Annotated in this window: 21 protein-coding genes and 1 riboswitch; of the genes, 2 read left to right on the top strand and 19 right to left on the bottom strand. The window is 73.9% G+C overall.

The window, feature by feature from the left end; translation table 11 throughout:
• Positions 1–127 precede the first annotated feature (127 nt).
• Genes IH61_RS0102915 through IH61_RS0102845 form a run of 15 tightly spaced genes read right to left on the bottom strand, consistent with a single transcriptional unit; the run spans position 128 to position 18,901 of the window.
• On the bottom strand, positions 128–2,248 hold the full coding sequence (locus IH61_RS0102915) for a phage tail protein (RefSeq protein ID WP_031064388.1): 2,121 nt from the start codon (positions 2,246–2,248) through the stop codon (positions 128–130).
• A complete protein-coding gene (locus tag IH61_RS0102910; RefSeq protein WP_031064385.1) occupies positions 2,248–4,440 on the bottom strand; it encodes a putative baseplate assembly protein in 2,193 nt (730 codons plus the stop codon). Before IH61_RS0102910 ends, IH61_RS0102915 begins: the two co-directional genes overlap by 1 nt.
• 21 nt (positions 4,441–4,461) lie before the next feature.
• Positions 4,462–4,911 carry a GPW/gp25 family protein gene (locus IH61_RS0102905; protein ID WP_078910778.1) on the bottom strand — a complete coding sequence of 150 codons (450 nt, stop codon included), beginning with the start codon at positions 4,909–4,911 and terminating at the stop codon, positions 4,462–4,464.
• Positions 4,912–4,947: 36 nt separating this feature from the next.
• Positions 4,948–7,653 carry a hypothetical protein gene (locus IH61_RS42410; RefSeq protein WP_031064378.1) on the bottom strand — a complete coding sequence of 902 codons (2,706 nt, stop codon included), beginning with the start codon at positions 7,651–7,653 and terminating at the stop codon, positions 4,948–4,950.
• 31 nt (positions 7,654–7,684) lie between these two features.
• Positions 7,685–9,274: a hypothetical protein gene (locus IH61_RS46695; RefSeq protein WP_031064375.1), complete on the bottom strand. Its 1,590-nt coding sequence runs from the start codon at positions 9,272–9,274 to the stop codon at positions 7,685–7,687.
• On the bottom strand, positions 9,271–9,936 hold the full coding sequence (locus IH61_RS0102890) for a phage baseplate assembly protein V (RefSeq protein WP_051836150.1): 666 nt from the start codon (positions 9,934–9,936) through the stop codon (positions 9,271–9,273). Before IH61_RS0102890 ends, IH61_RS46695 begins: the two co-directional genes overlap by 4 nt.
• Positions 9,936–11,021 (bottom strand): phage late control D family protein, encoded by a 1,086-nt coding sequence (locus IH61_RS0102885; RefSeq protein ID WP_031064371.1) that lies wholly within the window; start codon positions 11,019–11,021, stop codon positions 9,936–9,938. Before IH61_RS0102885 ends, IH61_RS0102890 begins: the two co-directional genes overlap by 1 nt.
• A complete protein-coding gene (locus tag IH61_RS0102880; RefSeq protein ID WP_158844564.1) occupies positions 11,014–11,199 on the bottom strand; it encodes a hypothetical protein in 186 nt (61 codons plus the stop codon). The genes IH61_RS0102885 and IH61_RS0102880 overlap by 8 nt, the downstream gene beginning before the upstream one ends.
• The gene (locus IH61_RS0102875) at positions 11,196–12,500 is read right to left on the bottom strand and encodes a hypothetical protein (protein ID WP_031064365.1); all 1,305 of its coding nucleotides are present in this window, start codon (positions 12,498–12,500) and stop codon (positions 11,196–11,198) included. Before IH61_RS0102875 ends, IH61_RS0102880 begins: the two co-directional genes overlap by 4 nt.
• A complete protein-coding gene (locus IH61_RS0102870) occupies positions 12,500–13,060 on the bottom strand; it encodes a phage tail protein (RefSeq protein ID WP_031064363.1) in 561 nt (186 codons plus the stop codon). Before IH61_RS0102870 ends, IH61_RS0102875 begins: the two co-directional genes overlap by 1 nt.
• Before the next feature lie 3 nt (positions 13,061–13,063).
• Positions 13,064–15,022: a phage tail sheath C-terminal domain-containing protein gene (locus tag IH61_RS40255; RefSeq protein WP_037971462.1), complete on the bottom strand. Its 1,959-nt coding sequence runs from the start codon at positions 15,020–15,022 to the stop codon at positions 13,064–13,066.
• Positions 15,019–15,474: a phage tail protein gene (locus IH61_RS0102860; protein WP_031064358.1), complete on the bottom strand. Its 456-nt coding sequence runs from the start codon at positions 15,472–15,474 to the stop codon at positions 15,019–15,021. Before IH61_RS0102860 ends, IH61_RS40255 begins: the two co-directional genes overlap by 4 nt.
• A gap of 38 nt (positions 15,475–15,512) precedes the next feature.
• Positions 15,513–17,405, bottom strand: a complete 1,893-nt coding sequence (locus IH61_RS0102855) for a phage tail sheath family protein (protein ID WP_031064356.1) — start codon at positions 17,403–17,405, stop codon at positions 15,513–15,515.
• A 36-nt stretch (positions 17,406–17,441) separates the two neighbouring features.
• Positions 17,442–18,290, bottom strand: coding sequence for a hypothetical protein (locus IH61_RS0102850; protein ID WP_158844561.1), 849 nt, complete (start codon positions 18,288–18,290; stop codon positions 17,442–17,444).
• 11 nt (positions 18,291–18,301) lie between these two features.
• The gene (locus IH61_RS0102845) at positions 18,302–18,901 is read right to left on the bottom strand and encodes a DUF4255 domain-containing protein (protein ID WP_031064350.1); all 600 of its coding nucleotides are present in this window, start codon (positions 18,899–18,901) and stop codon (positions 18,302–18,304) included.
• A gap of 146 nt (positions 18,902–19,047) precedes the next feature.
• Between IH61_RS0102845 and IH61_RS0102840 the strand changes: the two genes are divergently transcribed.
• Positions 19,048–19,890 carry a hypothetical protein gene (locus tag IH61_RS0102840; RefSeq protein WP_031064346.1) on the top strand — a complete coding sequence of 281 codons (843 nt, stop codon included), beginning with the start codon at positions 19,048–19,050 and terminating at the stop codon, positions 19,888–19,890.
• A 269-nt stretch (positions 19,891–20,159) separates the two neighbouring features.
• Positions 20,160–20,350: riboswitch (cyclic di-AMP (ydaO/yuaA leader) on the top strand.
• A 330-nt stretch (positions 20,351–20,680) separates the two neighbouring features.
• Here the strand turns inward: IH61_RS0102840 and IH61_RS0102835 are convergent.
• From IH61_RS0102835 to IH61_RS0102820, 4 genes are all read right to left on the bottom strand, one after another.
• The gene (locus tag IH61_RS0102835) at positions 20,681–20,821 is read right to left on the bottom strand and encodes a hypothetical protein (RefSeq protein ID WP_158844558.1); all 141 of its coding nucleotides are present in this window, start codon (positions 20,819–20,821) and stop codon (positions 20,681–20,683) included.
• A gap of 325 nt (positions 20,822–21,146) precedes the next feature.
• Positions 21,147–21,902: an alpha-ketoglutarate-dependent dioxygenase AlkB gene (locus tag IH61_RS0102830; RefSeq protein WP_031064341.1), complete on the bottom strand. Its 756-nt coding sequence runs from the start codon at positions 21,900–21,902 to the stop codon at positions 21,147–21,149.
• Positions 21,886–23,079 (bottom strand): hypothetical protein, encoded by a 1,194-nt coding sequence (locus tag IH61_RS0102825; RefSeq protein WP_031064338.1) that lies wholly within the window; start codon positions 23,077–23,079, stop codon positions 21,886–21,888. Before IH61_RS0102825 ends, IH61_RS0102830 begins: the two co-directional genes overlap by 17 nt.
• 78 nt (positions 23,080–23,157) lie before the next feature.
• Positions 23,158–23,544 carry a nuclear transport factor 2 family protein gene (locus IH61_RS0102820; RefSeq protein WP_031064336.1) on the bottom strand — a complete coding sequence of 129 codons (387 nt, stop codon included), beginning with the start codon at positions 23,542–23,544 and terminating at the stop codon, positions 23,158–23,160.
• Positions 23,545–23,658: 114 nt separating this feature from the next.
• Between IH61_RS0102820 and IH61_RS0102815 the strand changes: the two genes are divergently transcribed.
• The gene (locus IH61_RS0102815; RefSeq protein ID WP_031064333.1) at positions 23,659–24,111 is read left to right on the top strand and encodes a MarR family winged helix-turn-helix transcriptional regulator; all 453 of its coding nucleotides are present in this window, start codon (positions 23,659–23,661) and stop codon (positions 24,109–24,111) included.
• Positions 24,112–24,148 lie beyond the last annotated feature (37 nt).

Here is a 24,148-nt window from a genome sequence, read left to right as displayed (position 1 = left end):
CTCCCCGCCCGAGCCTCGGCCCCGGCCGCGCCGCCGCCGACGGACCGCACAACCACCGCCCGAGCACCGAGCCCACTCGCACCGACGCCCACGGCCGCACCGGGCCGTACAGCCACCGCCCCACCCCTCATCCGACCCTCACCGCCCCCATGACGGCCGACTCCCCCACCCTCGCCGCCGCCGTCGGGACGCCGACCACGCCGTCCTCGCCCACCCTCACGTGCCCGACCACCGCCGGGCCCCACCCCGCGCCCGGGCCCACCACCGAGGTCAGGTCGACGTGCAGGCTGCGGCCGATCCGCATGCCGACGCCGAGGGGGCAGATCTCCGCCAACGTGTGCGCGGGCTTGTGCTGTTCGACGATGCTGCGCACGACCTCCAGCCGTTCGCCCTCCACCGGGGCGGCGATGAGCACGGTGAACCGGTGGGCCGTCGCCGTGTACCCGTCCTGCCCGGGCCGGAGCCCGCCGACCGCGAAGCGGCCGAGGGTGGCGGTCGCCCGGGCCGCTCCGCCGACGGCCGGGGCCGGGGGGCCGCCGGGCGTGGTGCCGAGGACGGCGCCGCCGAGGCCGCGCATGCGCCAGTTCTCGACGACGGCGACCGGGACCGGCAGGTAGATCCGCAGGATGCGTTCCAGGCAGGCCAGGGTGCCCCGGATCCGGTACAGGTCGTACGCCTGGGCGACGAGGGCGCGGCGGGCGTCGAGGGGCCAGCGGCGGTCGAGGGCGAGGCCGAGGAGGCCCGCCAGCCAGCCGAGGGCCTCCTGCGGGGTGGCGGTCGGGTCGAGGAGGACGGCGCGCAGGGCGGCGCGGCCGTCGAGGTCGTGGAGCATGCCCTCGGCGGGGGCGAGGTAGCGCTGGAGGAAGTCGGCGTCCTGCTCGTCGCGGCTGAAGGCGCGGGGCAGGTGGGCGAGGAGCCGGTGGCCGGGGCGTTCGACGCGCAGGGAGCGGACGCGCGGGGTGAGCCGGGCGGTGCCGCCGAGGTCGAGGACGACCCACAGGTAGCGGCCGGGCGGCGCGTCCACGGGAGCCTCGTACGTCTCGAAGGCGTCGTCGGGGGCGATCTGCGCCCAGGGCCACTCCCGTCCGGTCGGGCGACGGAACAGCCTGCTCCCGGGCCCCAGTTGGGCGAGCCGCAGCGCGGACGGCAGCGGCGGCGTCAGCTCCGTGTGGCGGACGGCGCGCCGCCCCTGGACGGCCGGGGTCCACGGCACCGGGTCGGGGACGGAGTCCTCGTCGCTGGTGAGGAAGCCGACCCGCAGGTCGGTGCCCGGGGGGATGCAGGCGTCGAGGAAGATCCGGCCCCAGCGGGTGCGGTAGGCGCCGGAGTCGAGCCGGTAGCCGATCACCCGGCCGCCGTGGACGTAGCGCGCCGCCGGGCCGGCCGTCCAGCCGAGGCCCTGGGCGGTGGTGAAGGCCGTCCGACCGTCAGGAGCGGCGGTGACGGCCCCGCCGTCGTAGCCGGGGGCCCGGACCGGTTCGATCTCGGACCAGCCGTCCCCGTCCTGCCGGTAGCGCCGGAACGGCTGCCCGGGGTGGCCCGCGACGGTCAGCAGCCCGTCCGCGCCAAAGGCGAGGTCGCTCGCCGGGCCGACCTCGAGCGGGTCGGTGCCGTCGGGCCGGGCGACCACGGCCCGTCCGCCGCCCGGCGCGACCCAGAGCAGGTACGGCTGCCCGGCCCGGACGGCGACCCGGGTGGGCGTCCAGCCCGCCGCGTGCAGCGCCCCGCCGAGCGCCGGACCGCGCGCGGGGCCGCGCCGTCCGCGCAGCAGCACCAGTGCCGCATCAGGCGCCGGGCCCGCCGGGCCCGCCAGCAGGACGACGGCGCCGTCGCAGAGCGCCGCCACGTCCAGCGGCCGCCCGCGCACCGGTATGCGGCGCAGCAGCCGTTCGGCCCACAGGTCGACCACGTGGACGGCGCCGCCGCAGGACTCGGCGATGTAGAGCCGCTGCGCACTGTCCACGGCGAGGCCCCGGGGTACGAGCAGCGCGCCGGGGTACCCGGTGGGAGGGGCCGCCGAATCGGGGTCGAGCACGTCGACCCGCCCCGCCCCGGGGTACGAGCGGTAGGCGCGCCCCCACCGGTCGAAGGCCAGCCCGGCCGGTTCGCCGACACCGGCAGGCGGGACGGCCGCGGCCTCCCAGGCCAGGCTCACCCCTCCCCCGTCCATCAGCGCCGTCCCGTCGTGGGCGCAGCGGGCCCACTGGTCGGGGTCGGTGAGGGTGCTGATCTCCCGGTCGCCGTCCATCAGCACACCTCCGGGGGCAGCGGGACGAGGACCGGGTCGCCGCCGGGCAGCGGGGTGGGGCCGTAGGCGGCGCCGGGTGGCAGCGGGGGGCCGGTGACGACGGTGATCTGGGCGAGCCGGGGCACCTGCCACGCCTTGAGGTCGACGAGCGCCGCGTCCGTCCAGGGGCTCCCGGGGCCGGGCCGGGTGGCGAGGCGGAGTTCGCCGTCGAGGTACTCGACGCCGTCCACCTGTACGGCGACGGCCTCCAGTTCGGCGCGCCGTACGGCCCGGCCGAGGGGCCAGCCGGTGCCGTCGGGGCCGTACGGGGGCACGGGCGCGAGGTACTGGCGCAGGATCAGCTCGACCCAGCGGCGGACGGCGTCCACCTGGTAGCCGTCGCGGACGTGGACGCCCGCGGAGACGGCGATGTCCAGGTAGGTCGGCGGGATGACGTAGAGCTCGGTGGTGAGCAGCCGGCGCGGGTCGAGATAGCCGGCGACGCGGCGCAGCAGGGCGAGGTCGGGCAGCGGGGCGCCGGGGTCGCGCAGGTCCTCGGTGGGGAAGACCAGGACGCTGACCACCCCGGCGGCGTGCCTGCTGAGCGTGTCGGGGTGGAACAGGGGCAGGGTCTCGGCCCGCCGTACGCCGGGGACTTCGAGGGCGAGGGCGCGGAAGTCGTCGGCGGTGACGGCCCGGTCGCGGCGGTGCAGTTCGGCGGGCAGGCTGTCGAGGGCGTCGGCGAGGGACGCCTGGTCGGCGCCCCCGGCGGCGGGCAGGACGTTCCGTACCTTGGCCCCGGTGACGCCGGTGAGGCTGGTGACGGCCCCGGCGGGGACGTTGCCCGCGGCGCCGCCGCCGTAGCGGTAGGTCAGGGCCCGGATGCGCTCGCCGATCTGCGGGACCTTGCCGCGGGTGGGGAAGTGGACGAGCCCGGCGGCGTCGTCGAGGGTGTAGTGCCGGTCGAGCGGTCCGGTGTCGGCGAAGGTCTCGACCTCCGTCCAGGGCTGCCAGCCGCCGGGTTCCTCGACCTCCAGGCGCAGGGTGCCGGGCACGACGGGGTGTTGGGTGAGCCGGTACGTCTGGTCGGCCTCGGCGGTGCCGGTGCCGAGCAGTTCGGGCAGGGCCGTACGGGCCTGGACGGCGCCGACGGCGTTGACGCCGACCCAGCGGATGCGGTGGATGGCGTCGTTCTCGGTGGCGGGGCGGCGCACCCGCAGCCAGCCGATGACCCGGGCGGCGGTCTTCTCGTCGTCGAGCGGGGGCGGGCTGAGCAGGTCGCCGGTGCTGGTGGGCGCCTTGGGGTGGGTGGGGAAGGCGTCGGGCAGTTGGAGGGTGACGACGCCGGTGGCGCTCAGGCCGCGGGTGGTGTCGGCGAGGACGGTGAGGTTGGTGAACGCGGTGTCGGCGTGGCCGGCCCGGTCGGGGCCGTTCCAGAGTTCCCAGAGGAAGGCGGGCGGGTCGGTGGTGAGGTCGTCGGCGCGCAGCCGGGTGGGGTCGGGGTCGCGCGCCTCCAGGTCGTAGGGCCTGGGGAGTTCGGCGTCCTGGACGACGCCGAGGAAGATCGCCCGGTTGCGCAGGGCGGCGACGTCGGTGGTGTTCTTGGCGAGCAGGGCGATCCAGAGGCACTGGTCGAGGGTGCTGCTGACGTCCAGCGGGGGCTGCGCGGGGTCGAGCGGGTCGGTGGGGACGGCGGTGGTGACGTAGAAGTCGGGTTCGACGCCCGCGTGGACGCGGCTGCGCTGGCCGAGGGGCAGCGCGGCCACGGCGTCCTGCCGGCGGCGGGCCTCGGCGGTGCGGGGTTCGGCACGCGGCGCGGCGGTCTTGCCGAGGGCCGCCGTCTCCAGCGGCCAGGCGACGACCTCGCCCTCGGTCTCGAAGGGCAGCGCCCCGGCGCGGGCCTCGGTGCCGCGCAGCACCTGCACTCCGGCTGCCAGGTCGGTCTCCAACACCAGGAGGGCGTGGGCGAGTTGGGCGGGGCGCGGGCGGACGCCGAGCAGCCGGAGGAAGGCGACCTTGGTCGCGTCCGGGATCTGGTTGAAGCGGAAGAGCAGCGACTCGCCGAGGTACGCGAACAGCTCCAGCAGCGCCACGCCGGGGTCGGAGGCGTTGTGGTCGGTCCACGTGGGGTTGTAGACCGGGATGCGCTTGATCAGCTCGTCGCGGAGCTGAGCGAAGGTGCGGTCGTCGAGGATCGGACCGATCAGGGCCACAGCCGGTTCACCCCCTGCCCGTCATCGCAGGTAGAACGGATAGACGAGGTTGTCGGGCCGCAGGTCCACCAGCCGGACGTAGGCGATGTCGATCCACACCATGGTCGGCTCCTCCCCGGGGGTGACCGACACCTCGGTCACCCTGATCCTCGGCTCCCAGCGGGCCAGCGCGCCGGCGATCTCCTCCCGCAGCGCGGAGCGGGTCGCGGCCGTGTTCGGCGCCATCAGGTACTGCCGCAGCCCGCAGCCGAAGTCCGGGCGCATCACGCGCTCGCCGGGCTCGGTGTCCAGGACCGTCTCGATCGACTGCCGGACCAGCGCCATCCCGCCCGCCCAGGCCAGCCCCCCGCCGGGCCCGCCGGTCCCGCCACCCGGGCCGCCACCGGCCGGCTGCGGCCGGAAGGGCAGACGGACCCCGGTGCCGAGCAGGACGTCGGCCGGTGCTCCTGTCGGTGCGTCAGTTGCTGCCATACGGTCGATGATGGCGAGGGGGGTGTCACCGCAGCGTTACCTGTGCGCGCCGAGGGCCTTCCACTCGGCGGGCATCTTGTCCTTCATCTCCTTGATGGCCCTGTCGTACTTCGTGCGGGGCTTGGCCTTGCCCCGGATGTCGTTCACGTCCATGTCCACGGCCTCCTTGAACATGCCCTTGACCAGGAATTTCGCCTGGTCCGAGCGGTGCCCCTTGCCGGCCGATCCCCAGCTGGCGGTGGCCTTGTGGTCGTCGATCTCCATCTCGACGGCGGGGGCGGTGTACCTGGACACGGCGTCCAGTGCGGCCTTCACCCCGGCGGCCTTGCCACCGCGGTTCTTCGCCTCCGCGATGGCGCCCCAGGCGGGCATGTGGTTGCGTTCGGTGCCCTTGGTGGCCAGGTTCCTGCCGCCGCTGGGGTTGGTCACCCCGAGCGCGTTGTAGAGCCCGCCCTTGTACTTCGACCTGGCGGTCCTGATCCGGGGCTTCTTCTTGGGCGCCGGGCTCATCCGGGCGTCGATCAGCGACTCGTCGCCCTCGCGCTGCGCCTCGAGGCGGGAGAAGCCGTAGGTCTTCCTGATCCCGGCGAGGGCGGTGCGCAGGGCGTCCTCGTCGAGGGGCTCCTTCAGGGACTGCTGGGCGAGTTCGCCGATGGCCTGGATGCCGCCCTGCCAGCGCTTCTCCTTGGCCTGGTCCGGCACCTCCTCCTCGCCCCTGGCCTTGGGCCTGGCCGGCTTGGGCGCGGCCGGTTTGCCAACAGGCTTTCCCGGTACGGGCTTTGGCGCAGCCGCCTTCGCCGGGCCACCCTTGGCCGGGGCCGCGCCGGGCCCCTCCTTCCAGGCGCCGGGCTTCCTCTCGTCGTGCCCGGACTTCTTCTGCGTGTGGTCGCCCAGCAGGTCGGCCATGAACTTGTCCGCGCTGAAGGCGACTTCGCCGAAGGTGATCTCCGGCACCTTGCCCGAGCCGAGCACGTACTCCACGTCCGCGCCGATCCCGAACTCCCCGGGCAGCGGGTACTCCAGCTGGAACAGCGGCCAGGTCCAGCGGTGGCTCGGGGCCGGGGACCACCAGGGGCTCACCAGGGCGACGAACAGGTCCCCGCCGAGGCCGAGGAAGGGCTGAGCGGCGATCTCCATGTGCCCGCCGAGGTAGAACTCGCCCTGTTTGCCCGCCTTCGGGTCGGCGACCTCCCGGTAGCCGATCCTCGGGGTCGCCTCGACGTAGCCCCGGATTCCGGCGAGGGCGTTGAGCGCCACCCCGGCCTTGATGTCGTGGCCGACGATCTCGAGGCCCGCGCCGCCCTCCGCGACGAGCCGGATACCGGCGAAGGCGTCGACGTGGAGGGTGCCGGTGATGCCGAAGTTCCTGAGCACCTCGGGCTTGGTGGACCACGTCCCGGAGAGCTCCATCCGGTCGAGGGTGGCCGGGCCGAGCACGGCGACCAGTTCCAGGCCGATGTCGGCGAACACGAAGATGTTGCCGACCAGCGGGACGCCGTAGAGGGCGCGGACCTCCAGTTTGGGCAGCGCCTTGGTGTAGTCCTTCTGCTCGAACAGCGGCTTGGTCATGCTGGGGGTGATCCTGCCGACCAGGGTGACGTCCCCGTGGTGGTCCACCACCACCATCGCCTCGCCGCTCAGCCACTCGGCGAGCTGCACCTTGACGTTGCCCCAGCCCGCCACCACGCGCGGCCCGGGCTGCGGACCCTCCGTCGCCGGAGCCGCCGCCCCCTCGGGTACCGACGGCTTCGGCCCCGCCGTGTTCGCCTGCGCCGCCGCGATCTGCCCGTCCGTCAGCTGCTTGGCGCTCCTCTCGTCGGTGGCGACGAGGGTCACCTCGCCGTCGAACTTGTCGTTGGCGTAGTGCACGCTGCCGCGCACGTCGACGACGCCCCCGGCGAAGGCGGCGGTCACCGCGCCCTTGAAGCCCTTGAGTTCCACCTCGGCGGTGGTCCTTCCGGTCAGCTTGCCCTCGGCGTCCCGGGTGATGTGCACGCTGATCGGCGCGAGCCCGTGCACCGTACCGGTGGCCGTGGCGTCGAAGACGACCAGTTCGTTGGCGAGGCCGAGCGAGCCGGTGGCCTCGAGGAAGCCGCCGAGGCTGAAGTGCAGCCCGTTGGCCTGGACGATCAGCTTGGGCCCGTCGAGCCGGTTCTCCACCCCGGCGAGTTTCAGCGCGCCGATCCCGGCCAGCCCCAACTGCTGCGCATAGGTGACGACTTGGCCGAGCAGTTCGGCCGGACCGGTGAGCAGTCGGCCCTTGACGACGGCGGAGGCGTGGCCCTCCACCGTGCCGCCCACCGCCCGTACGGCGAGCGCCGGTTGGATGCCGTACTGCGCGAGCGGCAGGAGGAACGGGTGCGCCAGGGGCAGCCACTGCCACTCCTGGCCGGGCCCGGTGGTGAGCGTCTCGCCGTCCTTGCGCAGGTGCAGCGTCCCCCCGGCGAGGGTGCCCAGCCGGGCGCGGACGGGGCCTCCGGCGTCGCCCTTGTTCTCCAGGTACGCGGCGACGGCCGGGGTGGGCGCGAGGGCCGCGCCGCCCTGGAGCTCCAGCACGTCCTTGGGCACGTCCGGCGCGACGGCGGGGGCTTCCGGGCGCTTGGGGCCGACGCCGGAGAGCCGGTCCGCGAGTCCGCCCGCCACCGGGGCAGCCGGGGCGGGCGCGGGCGGCGCGGCCTTGACGGCGGGCGCGGCTACGGGCGGCTTCGCCTCACGGGCGGCGGCCCCGGCTGCGGCGGCCATCAGCGGGCGGCGCGGGGACGGAAGATCGGGCTCACAGCAGGCCACCTCCGCAGAGCGGGTCCGGCGGGGAGTCCTCGACGGGCGGTTGTGTCGGCGGCGCGGCCGTCGTCGGGTCGAGGGTGGTCAGCAGGTCGACGGCGGCGTCGTGGGCGTCCGCCGTACCGGCCTTGAACTGGTCCGTCGCGGCCATGGCGGCCGTGGCGCCGGTCGGCACCTGGGCGTCCGTGGCGTCGGGCGCGCCGAGCAGCGCGTCCAGGTCCTTCTTGCTCGCCCCGCCGACGGCGACGTCCGGCAGGGAGGCGAGGACGGCGCCCGGGTTGGCGTTGAAGTACGCCTTGAGGGCCCCCATCGCCACCACATCCGGTGGCAGGCAGAACCGCAGGGCGAGCAGCCACCACAGCTGGAAGGCGAGCACCACGATCGGCAGGAAGAGGCTGAACAGGAAGAACGCCACGATCATGAAGAGTTCCAGCGCGAAGGTGCAGATCCGGAAGTCCGTGCCGCCGGGCTGTCCGCTGCCCGGTTTGGGGATCTCGGTGCCGGTCGGCAGCTGCGAGCCGGGCGGGCTGCCGATCGCCACCCCGCCCGGCCCGGCGGGGCGTCCCGCACGCGCTGCGAGGGCCCGCAGGTCGGGCATGGTGATGGACACCTTGCGGTTCTTGGTGCCCTCCGGGTCGTAGAAGGCGGCCAGGCTGAACGGTTCGGTCGGCGCGCTCCAGGACTCCTGCGGCGGGCAGTGCTCGTGGCCGGGGGCCGGGGGCCGGCGGGCGACGCAGTGGATCTGGTACACGTGCTGGTCGTCGAGTTTGGGCGCGCCCTGGTCGTCGTGCTCGCCGGAGAGGGTCGGGACGAGGCCGAACCAGAGCGAGCGCTTGCCCGCCCGGTCGCACCCGGCGGCGGACGACGGGATCCGCCACATCGTCAACTCCTGCTCCGGTTCTGGCTTTCCGTGCTCGTCCAGCGTGCCCTGCGGCACCCAGTGCGGCCCCTTCGCGCCGGCGGTCCAGGTCTGGAGCACCGGCGGGGGGATCGAGGCGAACAGCTCCTCGTGCTCGGCCTCGAACCGGGCCCGGTAGGCGCGGTCGGCCCAGAGCACGTTGACCAGGTCCCGGTCGTGCAGGTGGCGCGGCTTGACACCCTGGGCGGCGAGCAGCTCGGTGGTGAGCTGCTTCGCGAGGCGGCGCACCTGCTGCTCGGCGCCCTTGGGGACCAGCTGCTGCTGGCGGCGCAGCACCATCCGCACCTGGAGGCCCTCGGCGGAGGCGCCCGGCAGCGGCAGGCCCGGCCGGTCGCAGAACAACTCGACGACCACGGCGTAGAAGCGGTTGTGGCTGGGCTGGTAGAGCTTGCGCAGCGTGGTCGGGGTCATGGTGTGGGTGGCGAACCGCAGCCGCCCGTGCCCGGCCCGGCCCGCCGGGACGGCCACCGGGTAGGAGTAGACGTCCTCGGCCTTGTCGAAGGTCAGGGAGCGGCGCGGGTCCTGCGTCAGGCTCCGGACGAAGTCGGGTGCGTCGTACTTCTGGATCGCGGGCGGCCCGGCCCGGTCGTCGAAGCGGTCGTAGTGGCCGCGCTCGCAGACGTACCAGGGCGCGCGCAGCTGGAACCCGTGATCCCCGGTCACCAGAGGTTCCCCGCGCCCGGCGTGTACGCGGGCGACATCACCATCTGCTCGGCGACCAGGGTGCCGACCTGGACGGTTCCGCTGAAGGTGGCCAGCGGCGCCTCGACGTTCACCACGGGGGCGGTGACGTCCACCGAGGTGTTCGCGGTGATCTCCACCGAGGTGTCGGTCAGCCGGATCACGCACCCGGTCGCGTGCTTGACCGTCACCGTCCGCGCGGCGTCGTCCAGGCTCACCTCGTGGCCGGAGGCCATGGTGATCCGCACCTTCGACGCGCCGCCGGTGTCGTCGAACTCCAGCCGGCTGTCCGCCCGGGAGCGCAGCAGCCGGATGTTGTTCGCCGCCTCCGGCTCGTGCGGCAGGCTCTCCCGCCCGTTCCAGGCGGCGCCGAGGATGTACGGGCGGCGCAGGTTGCCCGCCTCGAAGACCACCACCACCTGGCTGCCGACCTCGGGCAGCACCAGCAGTCCCTGGTCCTTGTCCGCGTACGGCGAGCAGAGCGTGGCCCAGGCCCGTACGTCGCGTTCGCCGTCGGTGCCGAGCCAGGGGAAGCGCACCTCGACCCGGCCGAGCCGGTGCTCGTCGACGATGCTGGTGACCAGGGCCGGGTAGGCGCCGTGGTAGCCGGGCGCGGCGCCGTCGGCCGGTGTGGGCAGGCCCATCAGTGCACCTCGTTCAGGGTGGCGCGCTCCGCCTCGAAGCGGGTGCGGAATCCGTGCTCCAGGTCGAAGCAGTGGCGCAGCCGGGTGACGTAGTAGCCGGGGCCGTTGAAGGGGGCGCCGACGTCCTGGAGGGTGAGGCGGCTGCCGACGACGAGGTCGGGGGTGCCGTTGGTGAGGCCCGTGGCGGTGACGAAGCGCCGGCCGCGCCGGAGCATCTCGGCGCGGGCCCAGGCGGTGGCCTCGGCGGCGTCGAGGGCCACCTCGCGTACCCGCAGGCTGGTGCTGGGGCCCAGCGCCCGGCCGAGCAGCCGGGCTCCGGTGCGGCCGCCGGAGGTCTCCGCCTCGACGACCTCCGGTCCTGCGCGCTCGTCGACGGCCTCGCGGCGGTCGGCGTCGTAGCCGGTGACCACCACCTCGCTGCGCTGGTGGGCGAGGTCGGCGGCCAGCCGGACGGAGAGCAGGTCGCGGCCGAGGAGGAGGGTGACGGCGGTGCCGGGGCGGGCGGGGCGGGTGCGCAGGTGCAGGGTGGTGCCGGTGCACCAGAGTTCGGCCTGGATCAGCCGGGCGCGTTCGCGCAGGAAGGCGAGGTCGCTCTGGTTGAACTGCTGGACGACGTCGTAGCGCGGGCCGGCCGCGTCGACGTCGGCGCGCAGGCCGTGCTCGCGGGCGATCGCCTCGGCGATCTCGCCGTCGGTGGTGTGCGGGTAGCTGCGCGAGCGGCGGGTCATCCGCAGCCGCATCAGGGCGTCCTCGGCGTGGGCCACGACCACGGGCGGGTCGCCGTCGCCGAGCGCGAGCTCGAGGCCGGAGACGGCGCCCTCGAAGACGGTGCGCTGCTGAGCGTCGGGGCCGAGGGCGACCCTGAGGGCGCTGCCGAGGTCGACGGTGGTGCCGTCCAGGTGGGCCAGCTTCTCCTGCGGGCCCTTGGCGCCGATGCCGCTGGCCAGGAACGTGGCCCGGAGGGTGCGCAGGCCCTCGACGCCCTCGCAGACCTCCAGCCGGACGCAGTCCCGGCCGAGGTCGCGGACGAGGTCCCCGCCGACGGTGAAGACCGGGGCGACCGCCGTGACGGCGGGCTCAGTCATCGAAGCCCTCGGCGGCGACCCGGGCGGCGAGCCACCCGGTGCGGTGGAGCGCGTCGCGGAGGCGCTCGGCGAGCTCCGACTCCTTGACCGGGCCGCCCTGCCCGCCGGCGTCCGCCGGGCCTGGGCCGCCTCCGACGGGGACGACGTCGGTGTGGACTTCGCCGATGTGCACGCTCAACGCTGGCCTCCTCCGGGCGGTCGCCACCTCAGGGTGCTCGGCGGTGCGTCACGGCGGCGTTGCTCGCAGTCCGCGGCGAGGCGGGCGGGCGTCACCGGGGGCAGGCGCTCCCACGGGGGTGTCACCCCGTCGGGCTGCGGGGTCTCCTGGGCGCGGGCGCGGCGGTTGAGGCCGGGGGCGCCGCCTGCGGTGACCTCGGCGAGGGTGCCGGGGTCGGCGCGGCTGCGCAGGGGGACGCCCCGGCCGTAGCCGAGGGCGCGGGGGTCGGCCGCGGCTGTCGGCCCGGAGGCCGGGACGGCGAAGGCTCCGCGCGCCCGGTCGAGCGCCAGCGCCGTCCGGGCGCCGGTCACCGTGTTCGCCGAGGCGGCGATCCCGCCCCCGGCGGAGAGCACGAAGCCCGCCTCCGTCCCGGTCCCCGTCCCCGCGTCCGTCCCCGCCTCCGTCCCCGTGCCGTCCACCGGCGATCCCAGCCCCAGCGCCCCCGCCAGCCCCGCGACCGAGGTCGCCGCCGCCTCTCCCGCGAAGCCCGCCGAGAGCCCGACGCCCCCGCCCGCCTCCACCTCCACCCCGAGCTGGACGCTGAACCCGGCCGCGAGCGTGAGCGGGCTGTCCAGCCCCCGCATCGCCCCGCGCCAGGCCGCCGGGTCGAGCCCGAGCCGGGCGAGCAACTGCTGGGCGCTCTCCCCGGCCTGGGCCTGGGCCAGTTGCCGCGGCCGGGCCGTCCCTGCGGTGCCGGGGGCGGTGCCGGGCCGGGTCGCGCCCGGGTCGGTGGCGGCGCGGGCGTCGCGCCGTCCGGCGCCCTTCTCGTTCGCCTCGTACGCGAAGTCCTGCTCGGCGATGGTGACGGCGACCTTGGCCCGCAGCGGGGTGCCGTCCGGGGCGAACAGGTCGAGTTCCTCGGTGACCTGGGTGACGATGCCGTTGAAGCGGAAGGTGCCCCACACGAAGCGGACGACGGGCGGCGGATCGCCCTGCTTCTGCGGCGGCGGTTCGACGAACTGCCGCACCACCGCCGTCCACGCGCGGACGTCCACGTACTCGCCGGGCCCGCCCTGTTCGGCGGTGTCGAAGGCCAGCTCGAAGGAGAGGGTGGCGCCCTCCTGCGCGGGGTTCTGGCGCTTCTGGGTGCGGGTGCTGGTGCCGCCCCGGTCGACGTTGTTGTTGCGGCTGAGCCGCAGCGAGACGGGGTTGAACTGCACCTCGACGACGGGCCCCTCGCCCTTGACCCGGGGCGGCTGGTCCTTCGCCCCGGCCTTGGTGACGGCCAGGCGTTGCAGGGTCGCGTGGGCCAGCTCCGACATCAGGTGCCCTCCAGTCGCAGGCCCTCGTGGGCGATGTGCAGTTCCTCCATGGCGATCTCACCGGTCCTCGCGTTCAGCGCCGGCCCGGCGACCTTGACGGGCAGGCCCCGGACGAACCGCCAGTGGGCGAGGGTGCGCGCTCCCGTCGGGTCCAGCACCTCGATGTCGCCGTCGTAGCGGACGGAGCGGTTCTCGCCGCCGACGATGCCGTACAGCCAGTCCCACAACGCGGAGTCCGCGCGGCCGCCCGGGGTGGGGACGAGCATCCCGCGCCTGAGGACGATCGGCTGCAGCTTGACCCTGCCGATCCCCCGGGCCAGTCCGTCGTTGCGGCCGCCCTCGGGGTGGTCGCCGACCTCCATCTCCAGCTCCAGGCCCGAGCACTCCTGGAAGCCGCCGTCGCCGAGCCGGTCGGGCCCGTCGGCGCGCGCTCCGGCGCCGGTGCGCGCGGCCCGGGAGGGCGCGCCGGTGAGGGCGGGCGGCGGGGCCGCGCTCGGGCCGGGCGAGGTGCTGCGCCCCAGCGAGATGCGGAAGTTGAACCCCTGGACCAGGTCGGCCATCGCTCACCCCGTCACGTCGACGTCGCCGTCCGCGTCCTGGGCGATCCGCAGGACGAGGTACTCCAGGGGCTGGGCGGGCGCCACCCCGATCTCGGCGACCAGCCGGCCGAGCCCCTGCGACCAGCCGGGGTTGAGCGCCTCGTCGCAGCGGACGAAGAACGCCTGCGCCTCGGTGGCCCCGGCGAACGCCCCGCCCCGGAACAGGTCGCGCAGCAACTGGGTGACGGCGCCGCGCAGTTCGGCGCGCAGCTGCGGGGAGTTGGGTTCGAAGGCGAGGCTCTGCGCCTGCCGTTCGAGGACCAGCCGCAGCATGGTCATCAGCCGGCGCACGCTCAGCTGCCGGTAGTCCGGGTCGCCGGAGAGGGTGCGGGCGGAGGCCAGCCGGAAGCCGTCCCGCTCGGCGGCGAAGACGTCGACGCCGAGCAGGTGGAGTTCGTCTCGCTCGGCCGCCACCGGCAGGTCCGCGGCGGTCACCGCGTCGACGGCCAGGGCGTTGGCCGGGCCCCAGGGGATGCCGAGCCGGTGCTCGCGGTCGGCGACGATCCCGGCGGCGAACGCGGAGGGCGGCACCAGGACGGCCCGCAGCTGCGGGTCCTCCGGGTCGACCACGCCGAGCCACGGGTGGTGGGCAGCGGCATAGGAGCTGTCGAACGCGGCCCTCCAGTGGGCGATCTGCCGCAGCGCCAGCCCGGGCGGCACGTCCAGCAGGGCGACGAAGCGGCGCTGGCGCTCCGCCAGGTCGACCAGCCGCCGCTGCCGCCGCAGGATCTCCGCGAGGCCGTCCGGGCTGCGGCCGTCGAGCAGGACGGCGCGTTCGGGCCGCGCCGGGTAGACCAGCGGGACGGGCGGCGGCGGGCAGGGCACCCCGGCGCCGGGCCGCTCCGGGGGTTCGGTGGTGCGGCCGGGCACCAGGTAGTCCCAGAACAGGTCGGGCACGGAGAGCAGGGCGACCTCCGGTTCCAGGGCGAGGCGGTCCAGGCCGATGAACGCGGCGGTGTCGTCGGCGCTCTGAGGGCCGCCGACGGGGAACAGCTCGGGCGGCACGTCCCCGAAGAGGCTGTCGGCGGTGATCGCCGACCAGCGGTCCGCGCCCAGGCGGTCGGGGGCGGAGTCGACGGCCGGGAGGGTGGCGTCCGGGGGCAGCAGCACGCCGGGCCAGCCGGTGTCGGGCGCGATCAGCCGGGACTCGGCGGCGAGCACGTCCCCGGCGAAGCGCGGGTGCTCCGCGCAGAGCCCGAGGTCGGTGAACCTCTCCTGCCGGGTGAGGCCCGGGTCGGAGTCGGTGACGGTGACCGTGGCGGTGATGACGCCCACGTCGAGGGCGGCGCCGGGCGTGGCGGCGGGCGGCCGGTCCAGAACGGCGGCCCGCCCGGCGGATCGGACCACCCGGTAGAACTCCCCGGCGGGCGCCAGCCCGGGCCCGCGCAGCCGCAGCAGGGTGCCGACGGGCGCGGCGAGCGCCTCGGGCAGGGCCAGCCTGTCCCCGTCCACCCGTCCGGCGAAGCTCCGGGTGGCGGCGAACTCCCAGCGCACGGAGAGCAGTTCGCCCCACCGCCCCTCGTCGGCGGCGAGCAGGCCCAGCTCCACGGGCCCGGCCAGCCTGATGACATGGCGGGCGACAGCCGCGAGGGCCGCCGGGTCGGGCGCGCGCGGCAGCGGCGAGACGCGCAGCACGTACGCCCGGCTGCCGCCCTGGGCGAAGAACGCCCGCACGGCGTACGGCAGCAGGCCCCGGCCCTCGAAGGCCCCGAACCGCTGGACGTACTCCGTCCACCGCTCCACGGCCACCGGCCGGTCCACCGGCCCGCGCGGCGCCACCCCGACGAACCCGGCCACGTCCAGCCGCACCGGCCGGAACGCGGGCGCCGGCCGCCGCGCGTCCCGGTAGACGCCCGGCGCCCCGAGCGCCAGCCCCGGCGTACTGGTCGGCGGGCTGGTCGACGTGCTGGTCGACGTGCTCATAGCGAGGCGAAGTCGATCCGCTCGGCGACGAGGTGCAGTTCCTCCATCGCCACCTCGCCGCCGCCCTTGCCCGCCAGGGTGGGGCCGACCCACTTCTTGGGCTGGGCAGCGTGCAGGGTCCAGGCGCAGACGGCGGTGCGGGCCTCGTCGTAGAGGGTGACCACGACGGTGCGGGGGTCGTGGCGGCCCTCCCGGGTGTCCTTGATCCAGTTGAAGAGCCGCAGGTCGCCGATGATGCCGCGCTTGAGGGTGACGTCGTCGGTGACGTTGGTGTTGGCGATCTTGCGGACGTGGTTCTCCTTGTCGTTGCCGTTGCGGTACTCGGAGAACTTCACCTCGTTGCCCGCGCCGGTGAAGTCGGAGAAGCCGCCGGCGATCTGGTCCTCTCCCCCGGCGTCGCCGAGCTTGACGAGGAAGTTGAAGGCCCCGTACGGGTTGTTGCGGACGGCCATGTGCTGCCTCCTGATCAGGGACGGGATGCTCGCGCCGCTCAGACGGCCGGCGCGTCGGCGGTGAACTGGCCGATCCGGAAGATCACGAACTCGGCCGGGTAGGTGGGGGCCACCCCGACCAGGCAGATCATGCGGCCGTTGTCGATGTCGTTCTGGGTCATGGTGGTGCGGTCGCAGCGGACGAAGAACGCCTCCTCGGGCTTGGTACCCATCAGCGCGCCGCTCTTCCAGGTGACCAGCAGGAAGTCCTCGACCGACTGCCTGACGGAAGCCCAGAGCCGCTCGTTGTTGGGCTCGAAGACGGCCCACTGGGTCGACTTGTCGATGGAGTGCTCGAGGTAGATGAAGAGCCGCCGGACGTTGACGTACTTCCACTCCGGGTCCGAGCTCATCGTGCGCGCGCCCCAGACCCGGTTGGACCGGCCCTCGAAGAAGCGCAGCGCGTTGATCCCCTCGGGGTTGAGCACGGACTGCCGGTCGTACGTGACGTTGGTGACGAACTCGCTCATCCCGTGCACGACTTCGTTGGCCGGGGCCTTGAACACCCCGCGCTCGATGTCGCTGCGGGCGTAGATCCCGGCGACGAAGCCCGAGGGCGGCACGTCCAGCATCGGCGTGGGCCCGCCCGGGTCGGGCCGCCTGGTCGGGTCGACGATCCGCAGCCACGGGTAGTAGAGCGCCGCGTAGGTGCTGTCGAACTGGGAGCGGAAGCGGCGCACACCGGAGATCGAGCTGTTGGCCGGCGGGTCGACGATCGCCATCCGGTAGCGCAGCCGCTCGCAGTGGGCGATCAGCCCGTCCACGGCCGTCTGCTCCTGCTGCTCCGGCAGGGCGACGGTGTCGGGCATGGCGACGACGGCGATGTCGTCGACCTCGCCGAGCGCGGTCAGGCCGGCGGCGGGCTGGTGCGGGTCGTCCGGGGAGGCCGCCTGGCCCAGCAGGTCGTCGGCCGTCGGGTCCTCGCCGTTGCCGCCGCCGGTGAGGAAGCCGCGGTGGCGGGCGTCGAGCTTCAGCAGCTCGGTCAGCCGGTCGCCCGGGGAGACGGTGGCCCCGGCGGCGGCGGGCGGCAGCTCCAGCCAGACGAGGGAGAACTCGTCCGCCGGGTCCCGGGGTTTGAGCACGTTCTCCACCGAGCGCGGGTGGAGCCGGTCGAGCTCCAGCTCGTTGTAGACGTCCACCCGGTCCGTGCCGAGCTGGACGCTGACGGCCAGCGTGATGTGGAACGCGGCCTTGCCCGCGGCGGGGGCGTCGACCCCGCCCTGGGCGTTGCGGTAGCCGAGGGTGCCGTCGGCCATGCGGTCCACGATCCTGATCGTGGCCGGGGCCGGCTGCGTCCGGTCGTCGGGCGGCGCGGGCCTGCCGTCGGCGCCCAGGTCGAGCACCTCGACGGCCACGCCCGGCTGGACTCCGGTGAGCCTGACGGCGGTCGTGCCGTTGGCGCTGGAGGAGATCAGGACGTTCTTGCTGCGCCGGAAGGCCACGGCGACGCTGATCCGGCTCCCGGCCGCCCCGGGCCAGCGGGCCCACCAGCGCACCAGGGGCGTTCCCGTCGCCGGGGAGGCGAGGGAGGCGAAGTTCTTGGGCACGTCGATGTCGGTGACGCCGTTCGTCGTCCTCCTGACGAACGGGAAGACCCGGGAGACGTACAGCCGGCGCCCGCCGTTGGCGAAGAAGGCGCGGGCCGCCAGCGCCACCTGGCTGACGGTGTCGTCGTCCAACGTCAGCCCGCCGAAGGCGCGTTCGTACTCGGTGAAGCTGGTCACCAGCGTCGGCCCGGGCACCAGGACCGGCCCGCCGGGGATCTGGTACGGCACCGGGCCGTAGGCCGTCCGCCCGGCCATGCCGAAGGTGCTGGTGGGCACGCCTTCGATCGACCGGGAGCGGAAACTGGTCTCCTCGACGTAGACGCCTGGGGTCAGGTACTCGGGCATGCGCGGGGGCCTCCTCGGTCTCGGGTCAGACTCGGGTCAGGTGTGGGGCAGGTCGGTGGCGGGCAGCACCCGGCCGACGGTCAGGCTCCGGAGGACGTCCCGGGTGGAGCTGCGGTAGCCGGGCGGAAGGGCGAGGCCCCGCAGCACCGGGTTGTCGAGGTCCTGGTCGGTGGGCGGGGCCTGACTGCGCGGGAGGTCCTCCACCACCAGGTCGGCCAGCGGGTCCTCCGGGTCGACGGCCGCCGCCGGGTCCGGGACGGCGGTGCGCAGCACCACGTCGAAGACGGAGGGCGTGGGCGGCGCCAGCGCGCCGATGCCGTCCACCAGCAGCAGCACCTGGCCGTGCTCGTCCCCGTGCGCCCAGCCGACCCGCATCCCGCCCGCGCCGAACGCCTCGACCCTGGGCCAGCGCACCGGCGCGCCCCGGTGGGTGACGCGCAGCCGCAGGCCCGTGACGCCGCCGGTGACCGGGTACGCCACGCCGGGCAGCAGCCAGGGCCGCAACAGCCGGGAGGCCGCCGGGACGTAGGCGGCGGTGGGCGGGCGCCCGTCCGCGCCGGTGAGCTCGGCGAGCGTCCACAGCGGCAGCCGGAAGCGGCGCGGGACGAAGCGCCGGTCCGGGTCGTCGAGGCGCAGCACGACCACCCGGCTCCGGACCCCGCCGGTCCCGCTGCCGTAGCGCAGCACCCACCCGGCGGCGCCGTGGCTCTCCAGGAGCCTGACGGGCCCGCCGGGTGCCGGGGCCTCGCGCCCGATCCGGACGCCGCCGGCCGTTCCGGTGGTGCGCGCGTCGATCGGGCGGACGGCGAGGGCGAGCCGGTGCAGGACGTCCACCCGGCCGGCGTCGACGGTGATCGCGTCGCCCGCGCCGGGGGCGGTGGTCATCGGCCCGTCGGTCATCGGCTCGTCCGGGAGAGGCGGGAGGTCACGGTGGTGACCTGCTCGGCGACGGGCTGGGGCGCGCCGTCGATCCGTACCACCCGGGCCAGGTAGGGCAGGCAGAGCCGGTAGTCGGTGGTCATCGCCTGGAACGCCTCGCTCAGCGAGTCCATCGCCAGTTCGTCCGAGACGACCTGGACCGTGTCGCCCGGCTCCCAGGCGCCGCTGGGGTCGAGCGTCGGGCCGGTGAGGACGGCCTCGGTCTCGAGCGTGCGCGCGGCCAGGCCCAGCCACTCCAGCTCGTGGTCGACGGTGTGGTCCCAGGCGGCGAGCATCATGTGCATCCGCAGCGGCAGCCGCGGCAGCCCGTCCTGGGCCGAGACGGCGCCCCAGCCGGCCCTGGTCTCGCGGTCGATGCTGAGCCGGTAGCAGTACACCGACACGGCCGGGTAGGCGATCACCGCGCCGGGGGTGTCGACCTTCTCGAAGTCCAGCGGCCCGGCGAGCACCGCCAGCGGCCGCCTGCCTCGGCCGTCGGGGATCTCCTCCGTGAAACGCCGGTTGAGCAGCGCGACCACGCTGCGTCCGACGGCGGCGAGTGCCCGGTATCCAGCCATGGTCCGATGCTCGGCCCCGGCCGTCACCGCAGCGTTGCCGCCGCCCGGCGATGCCCGGGCGACGGTGCGGTGACAGTACCCGGCGCACACTCGACGGGCCTGGCGCTCCCGTACGCAGGAGCCCCCTCCCACCCCGGAGTACGCCCATGACCTACGGAACCCCGCCCCCTTCCGGACACGGCTGCTGCGACGTGGACGCCATCGACGAGCTCACCTGCAAGGCGGCGGGCATCAAGCGGCAGGCCGCCGTCACCGACGAGAGCCTGCAGACCCTCACCCCGTTCCGGGCCGCCCTCGCCACCGCGAAGACCGACTACTGCAAGGCCCGGGCCACCGCCAAACCCGACGTCAAGACGGCCGAGGACCAGGTGAAGGCCGTCCGCGAGACGCTGCGCTGCCGCCTCGACGAGGAGCAGCGCGAGTGCGTCGAGCGGGCGGTCCACAAGGTCTGGACCCGCATCGAGGAGTGCGTCGGCGAGCCCGGCTGCCGCGAGTACACCTGCGACTTCCCCACCGAGGGCCACCAGGGCGACCCGGCCCCCAAGCTCGCCGGCCTGATCGCCCACTACCGGGAGGAGGTCTCCGCCGCCTCCAAGTACTTCACCGACGTCCTCCAGGCCGAACTGACCGCCCTCCCCAAGCGCGCCGCCCAGCTCAAGGCCGACGCCACCCAGCTCACCCACGACGCCGCCGACCCGGCCCAGCCCCCGGTCGACCTGTACGTGCGGCTGCTGGTGCTCGACCGCCAGGTCAAGGGCGTCTGGAACGGCTTCCCGGGCGTGCACGACTACGTCGACTGCCTGTGCCGCACGCTGATGTTCATCCTCAGGGGCTGGGAGGCGGTCGTCATCCTCGAGGGCTGGCTCGCCGTCCGCGCCTGCAAGGACAAGGCCCACGACGACCAGTGCAAGCACCTCCTCGAACACACCGTGGACGAGGTCCGCGCGGAGGTCGCCAAATGCCCCCCGGGCGACTGCGGCTCCTGCTGATCCCCCGCCCCCACCGGGCCGCACGACCAGCGCCGCCGCGGGACCGTCCGTCGCGGCGGCGCTGGTGGTGGTGCTATGCCACTGGGCATCGCCGCACTGGCCGACCGCAACGGGAGGCCCGTCCGCTCCTTAAGTCCGGCCTCACCGAAGCTCGTTGCACCCGGGGGGACGACACGCCAGGGCAGAGTCGGCCGGCTGAGCCGGACGACTCAACTCGCTTGTTAGGCTGGGCCGCACGGAAGCCTTCGCCTACTGCAAGAGGCAGTAGAGGCTTCTGTCTGCCGAGTCTCACAACCTGTCCGGCCTTGGGGTCCGTGCAGCGAGTCGGAGCCCGGGAACCATGTTCCTCCGGGGTGAATCGGTGCCAGGGCGGCCAAGAACGGTCTGCGGAGGCATCGTAGGGCGTCGTCGCTCGGCCCGAACCCGTCAGCTCACCGGGTAGGCAGCAGTCCGTTGAGGAACACGCATTCCTGTCGTGCAATCGTTGCTGGCTGTCGGTGTTCGGAGCCAGAAGGCACTTGTCGCTGCCCTCTGCATCGTTCTCCTCCTGGCGGTGGTGGTCCTGTCCGCTCCTTCCTGGGTCTGTTACGTCTTCCTGAGTGACGCCCGGCAGGCGTCGGTCAGGAAGCTTCTCAGTCAGATCATCAACGGGGTTCGGCTCGTCCTGGGTACAGGTCAGCCGGCCTCCGCTGCTGGTAGTAACGGGGGTGACCGTTCAGGGTGACGCTCGCCTGGCAGCTGGTGCCGAGCCCTCTCGAGGGCTCGGCACCAGCGGGGCCCGCCTCATCGTTCACTGCAAGGGGCGCTTCAACAACAGGTCGCGGTTGAAGGTCTCGCTGCCCGCGCGAGCAGTCGATGAAGCGCTGCTGAAGCCGACCGCCTCCCAACCTTGCCTGCCCAGGATATTGAGGTTGACGACAGCGCTCTGCATGTCACGTCCGATGCTAACCACCCTGTATTCCCACTGAGTTACTGTCATCGCCACTCCTTCTGCTCCTGCTCGCCTGGTCTCCTGATGCTTGCACGGTGGGCCATGAGCCGAGAGCGATTTCGACGGTCTCAAGGCCGGGGCTGACCGGAGCCATGCCGACGTGCGAGGAGGACAGTGTCGTCACGCGGATGCGAAGTACACCTCCACCCGCCGCTTCGCCTTCCTCGACTGGAACGGCAACATGGCCGCCCGACTGCTCTACCGGCCCGTCGTCACCGTCCTGCTCCTCGCAACCACGGTCGGAGTCTTCCTCCTCCGACGCAGGTCAGACCGGCGGCGTCAGGTCGCTCGCGCTGACGGTGCAGGTCAGCGGCGGGTAGCTGAAGTCGGTTTCGGTGTTCTCGCGGCGGCGCAGGGCGTAGAACTCGCGCTGCTGGTCGTCGTCGGCCGGGGTGAGGCGGGCGCCGTTCGGGAGGTGCGGGTGTCCGTCGTGGAAGTGGAGGAGGGTCTTGGACGTGCGATAGGTGACGCCCAGCCACTGGTTGTCCGTGGCGGGCGTGTCCAGGACGATCCGGTGCCTGAGCCGCCGGTTCGTGGCGGTGGAGAACACGACGACGCCGTGGTGGGTGAGGGGGATCTCGAACGGTTCGCCGCCGTCGGGCTCCTTCGGTTCGAAGATCAGCTTCCGGGGCGGGCCCGCTTCGGGGTGGCGGTAGCAGGAGAAGACGGCGATGGAGGAGTCGTCGGCGAGGTCGAGGGCCTGGTCGGAGTGGGCGCCCATCGTCCGGTAGGTGTTGGTGTAGGTCTCGATGAGGGCGTTGTTGAAGGCGTGCGGGAGCGAGGCGTGCTGCCGGATCCGCTGCGCCAGCCGCTCGTGCACGGCCGCGAAGCGCTGCGCCGGGGTGGCGTAGCGCGTGGTGGTGCGGACGAGGGGCACGCCGCCCGTCCCGTCGACTCTCGTGAGGACGGCGCCTCGGCGGCCCTTGCCCGTGTCCTCCCAGCGGACGGACTCGGACAGTTCCGCGAAGAGGTCCGGGTCGGTCGGCAGGGCGAAGGTGGCGACGCTAGATCCGGGGTGCACCGTAGTCTCCCGTGTTCATGCTGAAGAGCAGTTCGTCGCCGTAGTCGATGACGGACGCGGACCGGTTCTCCTCCGCGTACAGCCTGCGCAGCTCCTCCATGCCGGCCTCGGTGGGCGGCTCCAACTCCACCAGGCCATCGGCCGACTTGAGGTAGGTGAGCCCGTCCTTGTGGACGGCTTCGGCCTTCGAGCAGCGCACCACGTACCCCAGCCGGGTGGGGAGCAGCGCGGCGTCCAGGGCCGAGGGCCGGATCTCGTGGGTGTAGAGGCGGTTGGTGGAGAGCGGCATGAAGAAGACGGAGCCGGGGTGGAGCGTCACCGTGAACTGCGGGGGCAGCGAAGCGTCCCGAGCCGCCGAGTCCTTGAGGCGGAACTGCAGCCGGGTGAGGCCGCTGACGCCCTTCACGCCCAGGTCGAAGTCGTCCTCGGCCAGGGGCTGGAGCCGGTCGAGCCCGTCGTAGAAGGTGCAGAAGGCCATGATGCCGTTGCCGGGCATGTCCTTGGTCTTGTCGGCGTGGGAGGAGATCCTGGCCTTGGACTGCTTGCGCTCGGCCGTGGCCGGGGTGTTGTGGTAGGTCTGCGCGAGGACGTGGTTCAGGGGCGCGTGGCCCCGGAAGAGGGCGTCGGCCTCGCGGTTCAGGTCGCCGACGATGTCGGTGTCGGTCGGGCCGAAGCCCTCGGTCGGCCCGGACAGGTTGGTGGAGCAGCGGAGCAGGCGGAAGTGCAGGTCGTCGCCGTCCCGCGTGACGGGCGTGAGGTAGATGCCGCTGCGGTGGGCGGTGCCGGGTTTGGTGGATTCCGTCAGGGACTGGAACTCGTGCTCGGCGCGGATGCGCGCGAAGTGGTCGTCGCCCGGGTCGAAGAAGCGGCGGTAGTACACGCCGACGCCGTGGACGCGAAGGGGCACCCGGCCGAGGCCGATCACCGTCCACGGTTTCCCGCCGTAGCCCTCCGACAGTTCGCGGATGACGAACACCCGGGTGGCGCCGTGCAGTTGGCCGGTTCCGGAGATGTCGCCGCACAGGTAGACGGTCTTCCCCGCGAGGTCGGGCGCGCCTGCGGCGAGTTCCTCCGGGGTGATCCGGGACCCGAAGAAGTCCCCGATCACCCCGGAGGGCGCGACCAGTACGTTGCCCGCGTCCTCGATCCGCGCTTCCGTCGGCTCTGCTGCGTTCATCAACGGCACCTACCGTCCCCCGTGGATCTTGACCCCTTTTCCGACGGGACGCAGCACGCGCTCAGGCGGTTCCGCAGGTCAACGTGCGCTGCCGAGGTCCCGGTCGGTGTCGGCGCCCTGCAGCAGCAGGGTGGTCTCCTCGATGCGGCGGAAGCGGCCGTCGGCGGCGAGTTCGGCGAAGACGTAGACCTCCATGCGGACGGAGGAGCCGTCGGTCTTGCGGACGTCGACGATGTGGCGGTCCGCGTAGAGGTCGCCCTGGGCGAGTTCCTCCAGGACCTGGACCTCGCCTCCGGCGACGATCTCGCGCAGGTGGGCGATGTGGGCGGCGAACTCCGCGCGGTCGGCCCAGCTGCCGTCGGTGCGCTGGCGGTAGTCGGGGGCGAAGTGGCGGTCGAGGGCCTCGTCCAGGGCGAGGCCGGGGGTGAGGAGCAGGTCGGTGAGGGCGGTGGCGATGTCGGTCATGAGAGGTCTCCCAATGGTCGCAAAGGTCACACGAAGGGCGAGAAATGCGTGCGTCGAGCACGCATCTGCAGCATACGACAAACTGCGTGCGCTGCGCACGCTAAACTTGGGGCCATGCCGGAAGACGTAGGACACGAGATCGCCGACGCACTCGGAACGCTGCTCAAGCGCGGCACCCGGGCCCAGCTCTACAGCCGCCTCACCGAGGGCCTCGGCGAGGCCGTGGACGAGACCACCTACCCCGTCCTCAGCGGCCTCGACCGCACCGGCCCGCGCAGCGCGGCCGACCTCGCGGGCGAGATCGGCCTCGACCGCTCGGGCGTGACCCGCCGGGCCACCCGCCTGGAGGAGGCCGGACTGCTGCGCCGCGAGCCCGACCCGCACGACCGCCGCGCCACCCTCCTCGCCCTCACCGACGACGGACGGCGGGTGGTCGACACCACCCGCCGTCGGCTCGCCTCGCACATCGAGGAGTCCCTGGCCTCCTGGCCGCCCGAGGAGGCCCGCAGCTTCGCGCGGCAGCTCCACCGCTTCGTCACCACGGGCCCGTTCTCACAACGGTCATGACCAAGCGGCCGGGGCCGCCAGGATCACCCGTGCCGCC

This window comes from Streptomyces sp. NRRL WC-3742, assembly GCF_000720635.1.
Classification (GTDB): domain Bacteria; phylum Actinomycetota; class Actinomycetes; order Streptomycetales; family Streptomycetaceae; genus Kitasatospora.
The sequence above is the reverse complement of the archived record's forward strand: the minus strand, read 5'-3'. Positions and strand labels throughout refer to the sequence as shown.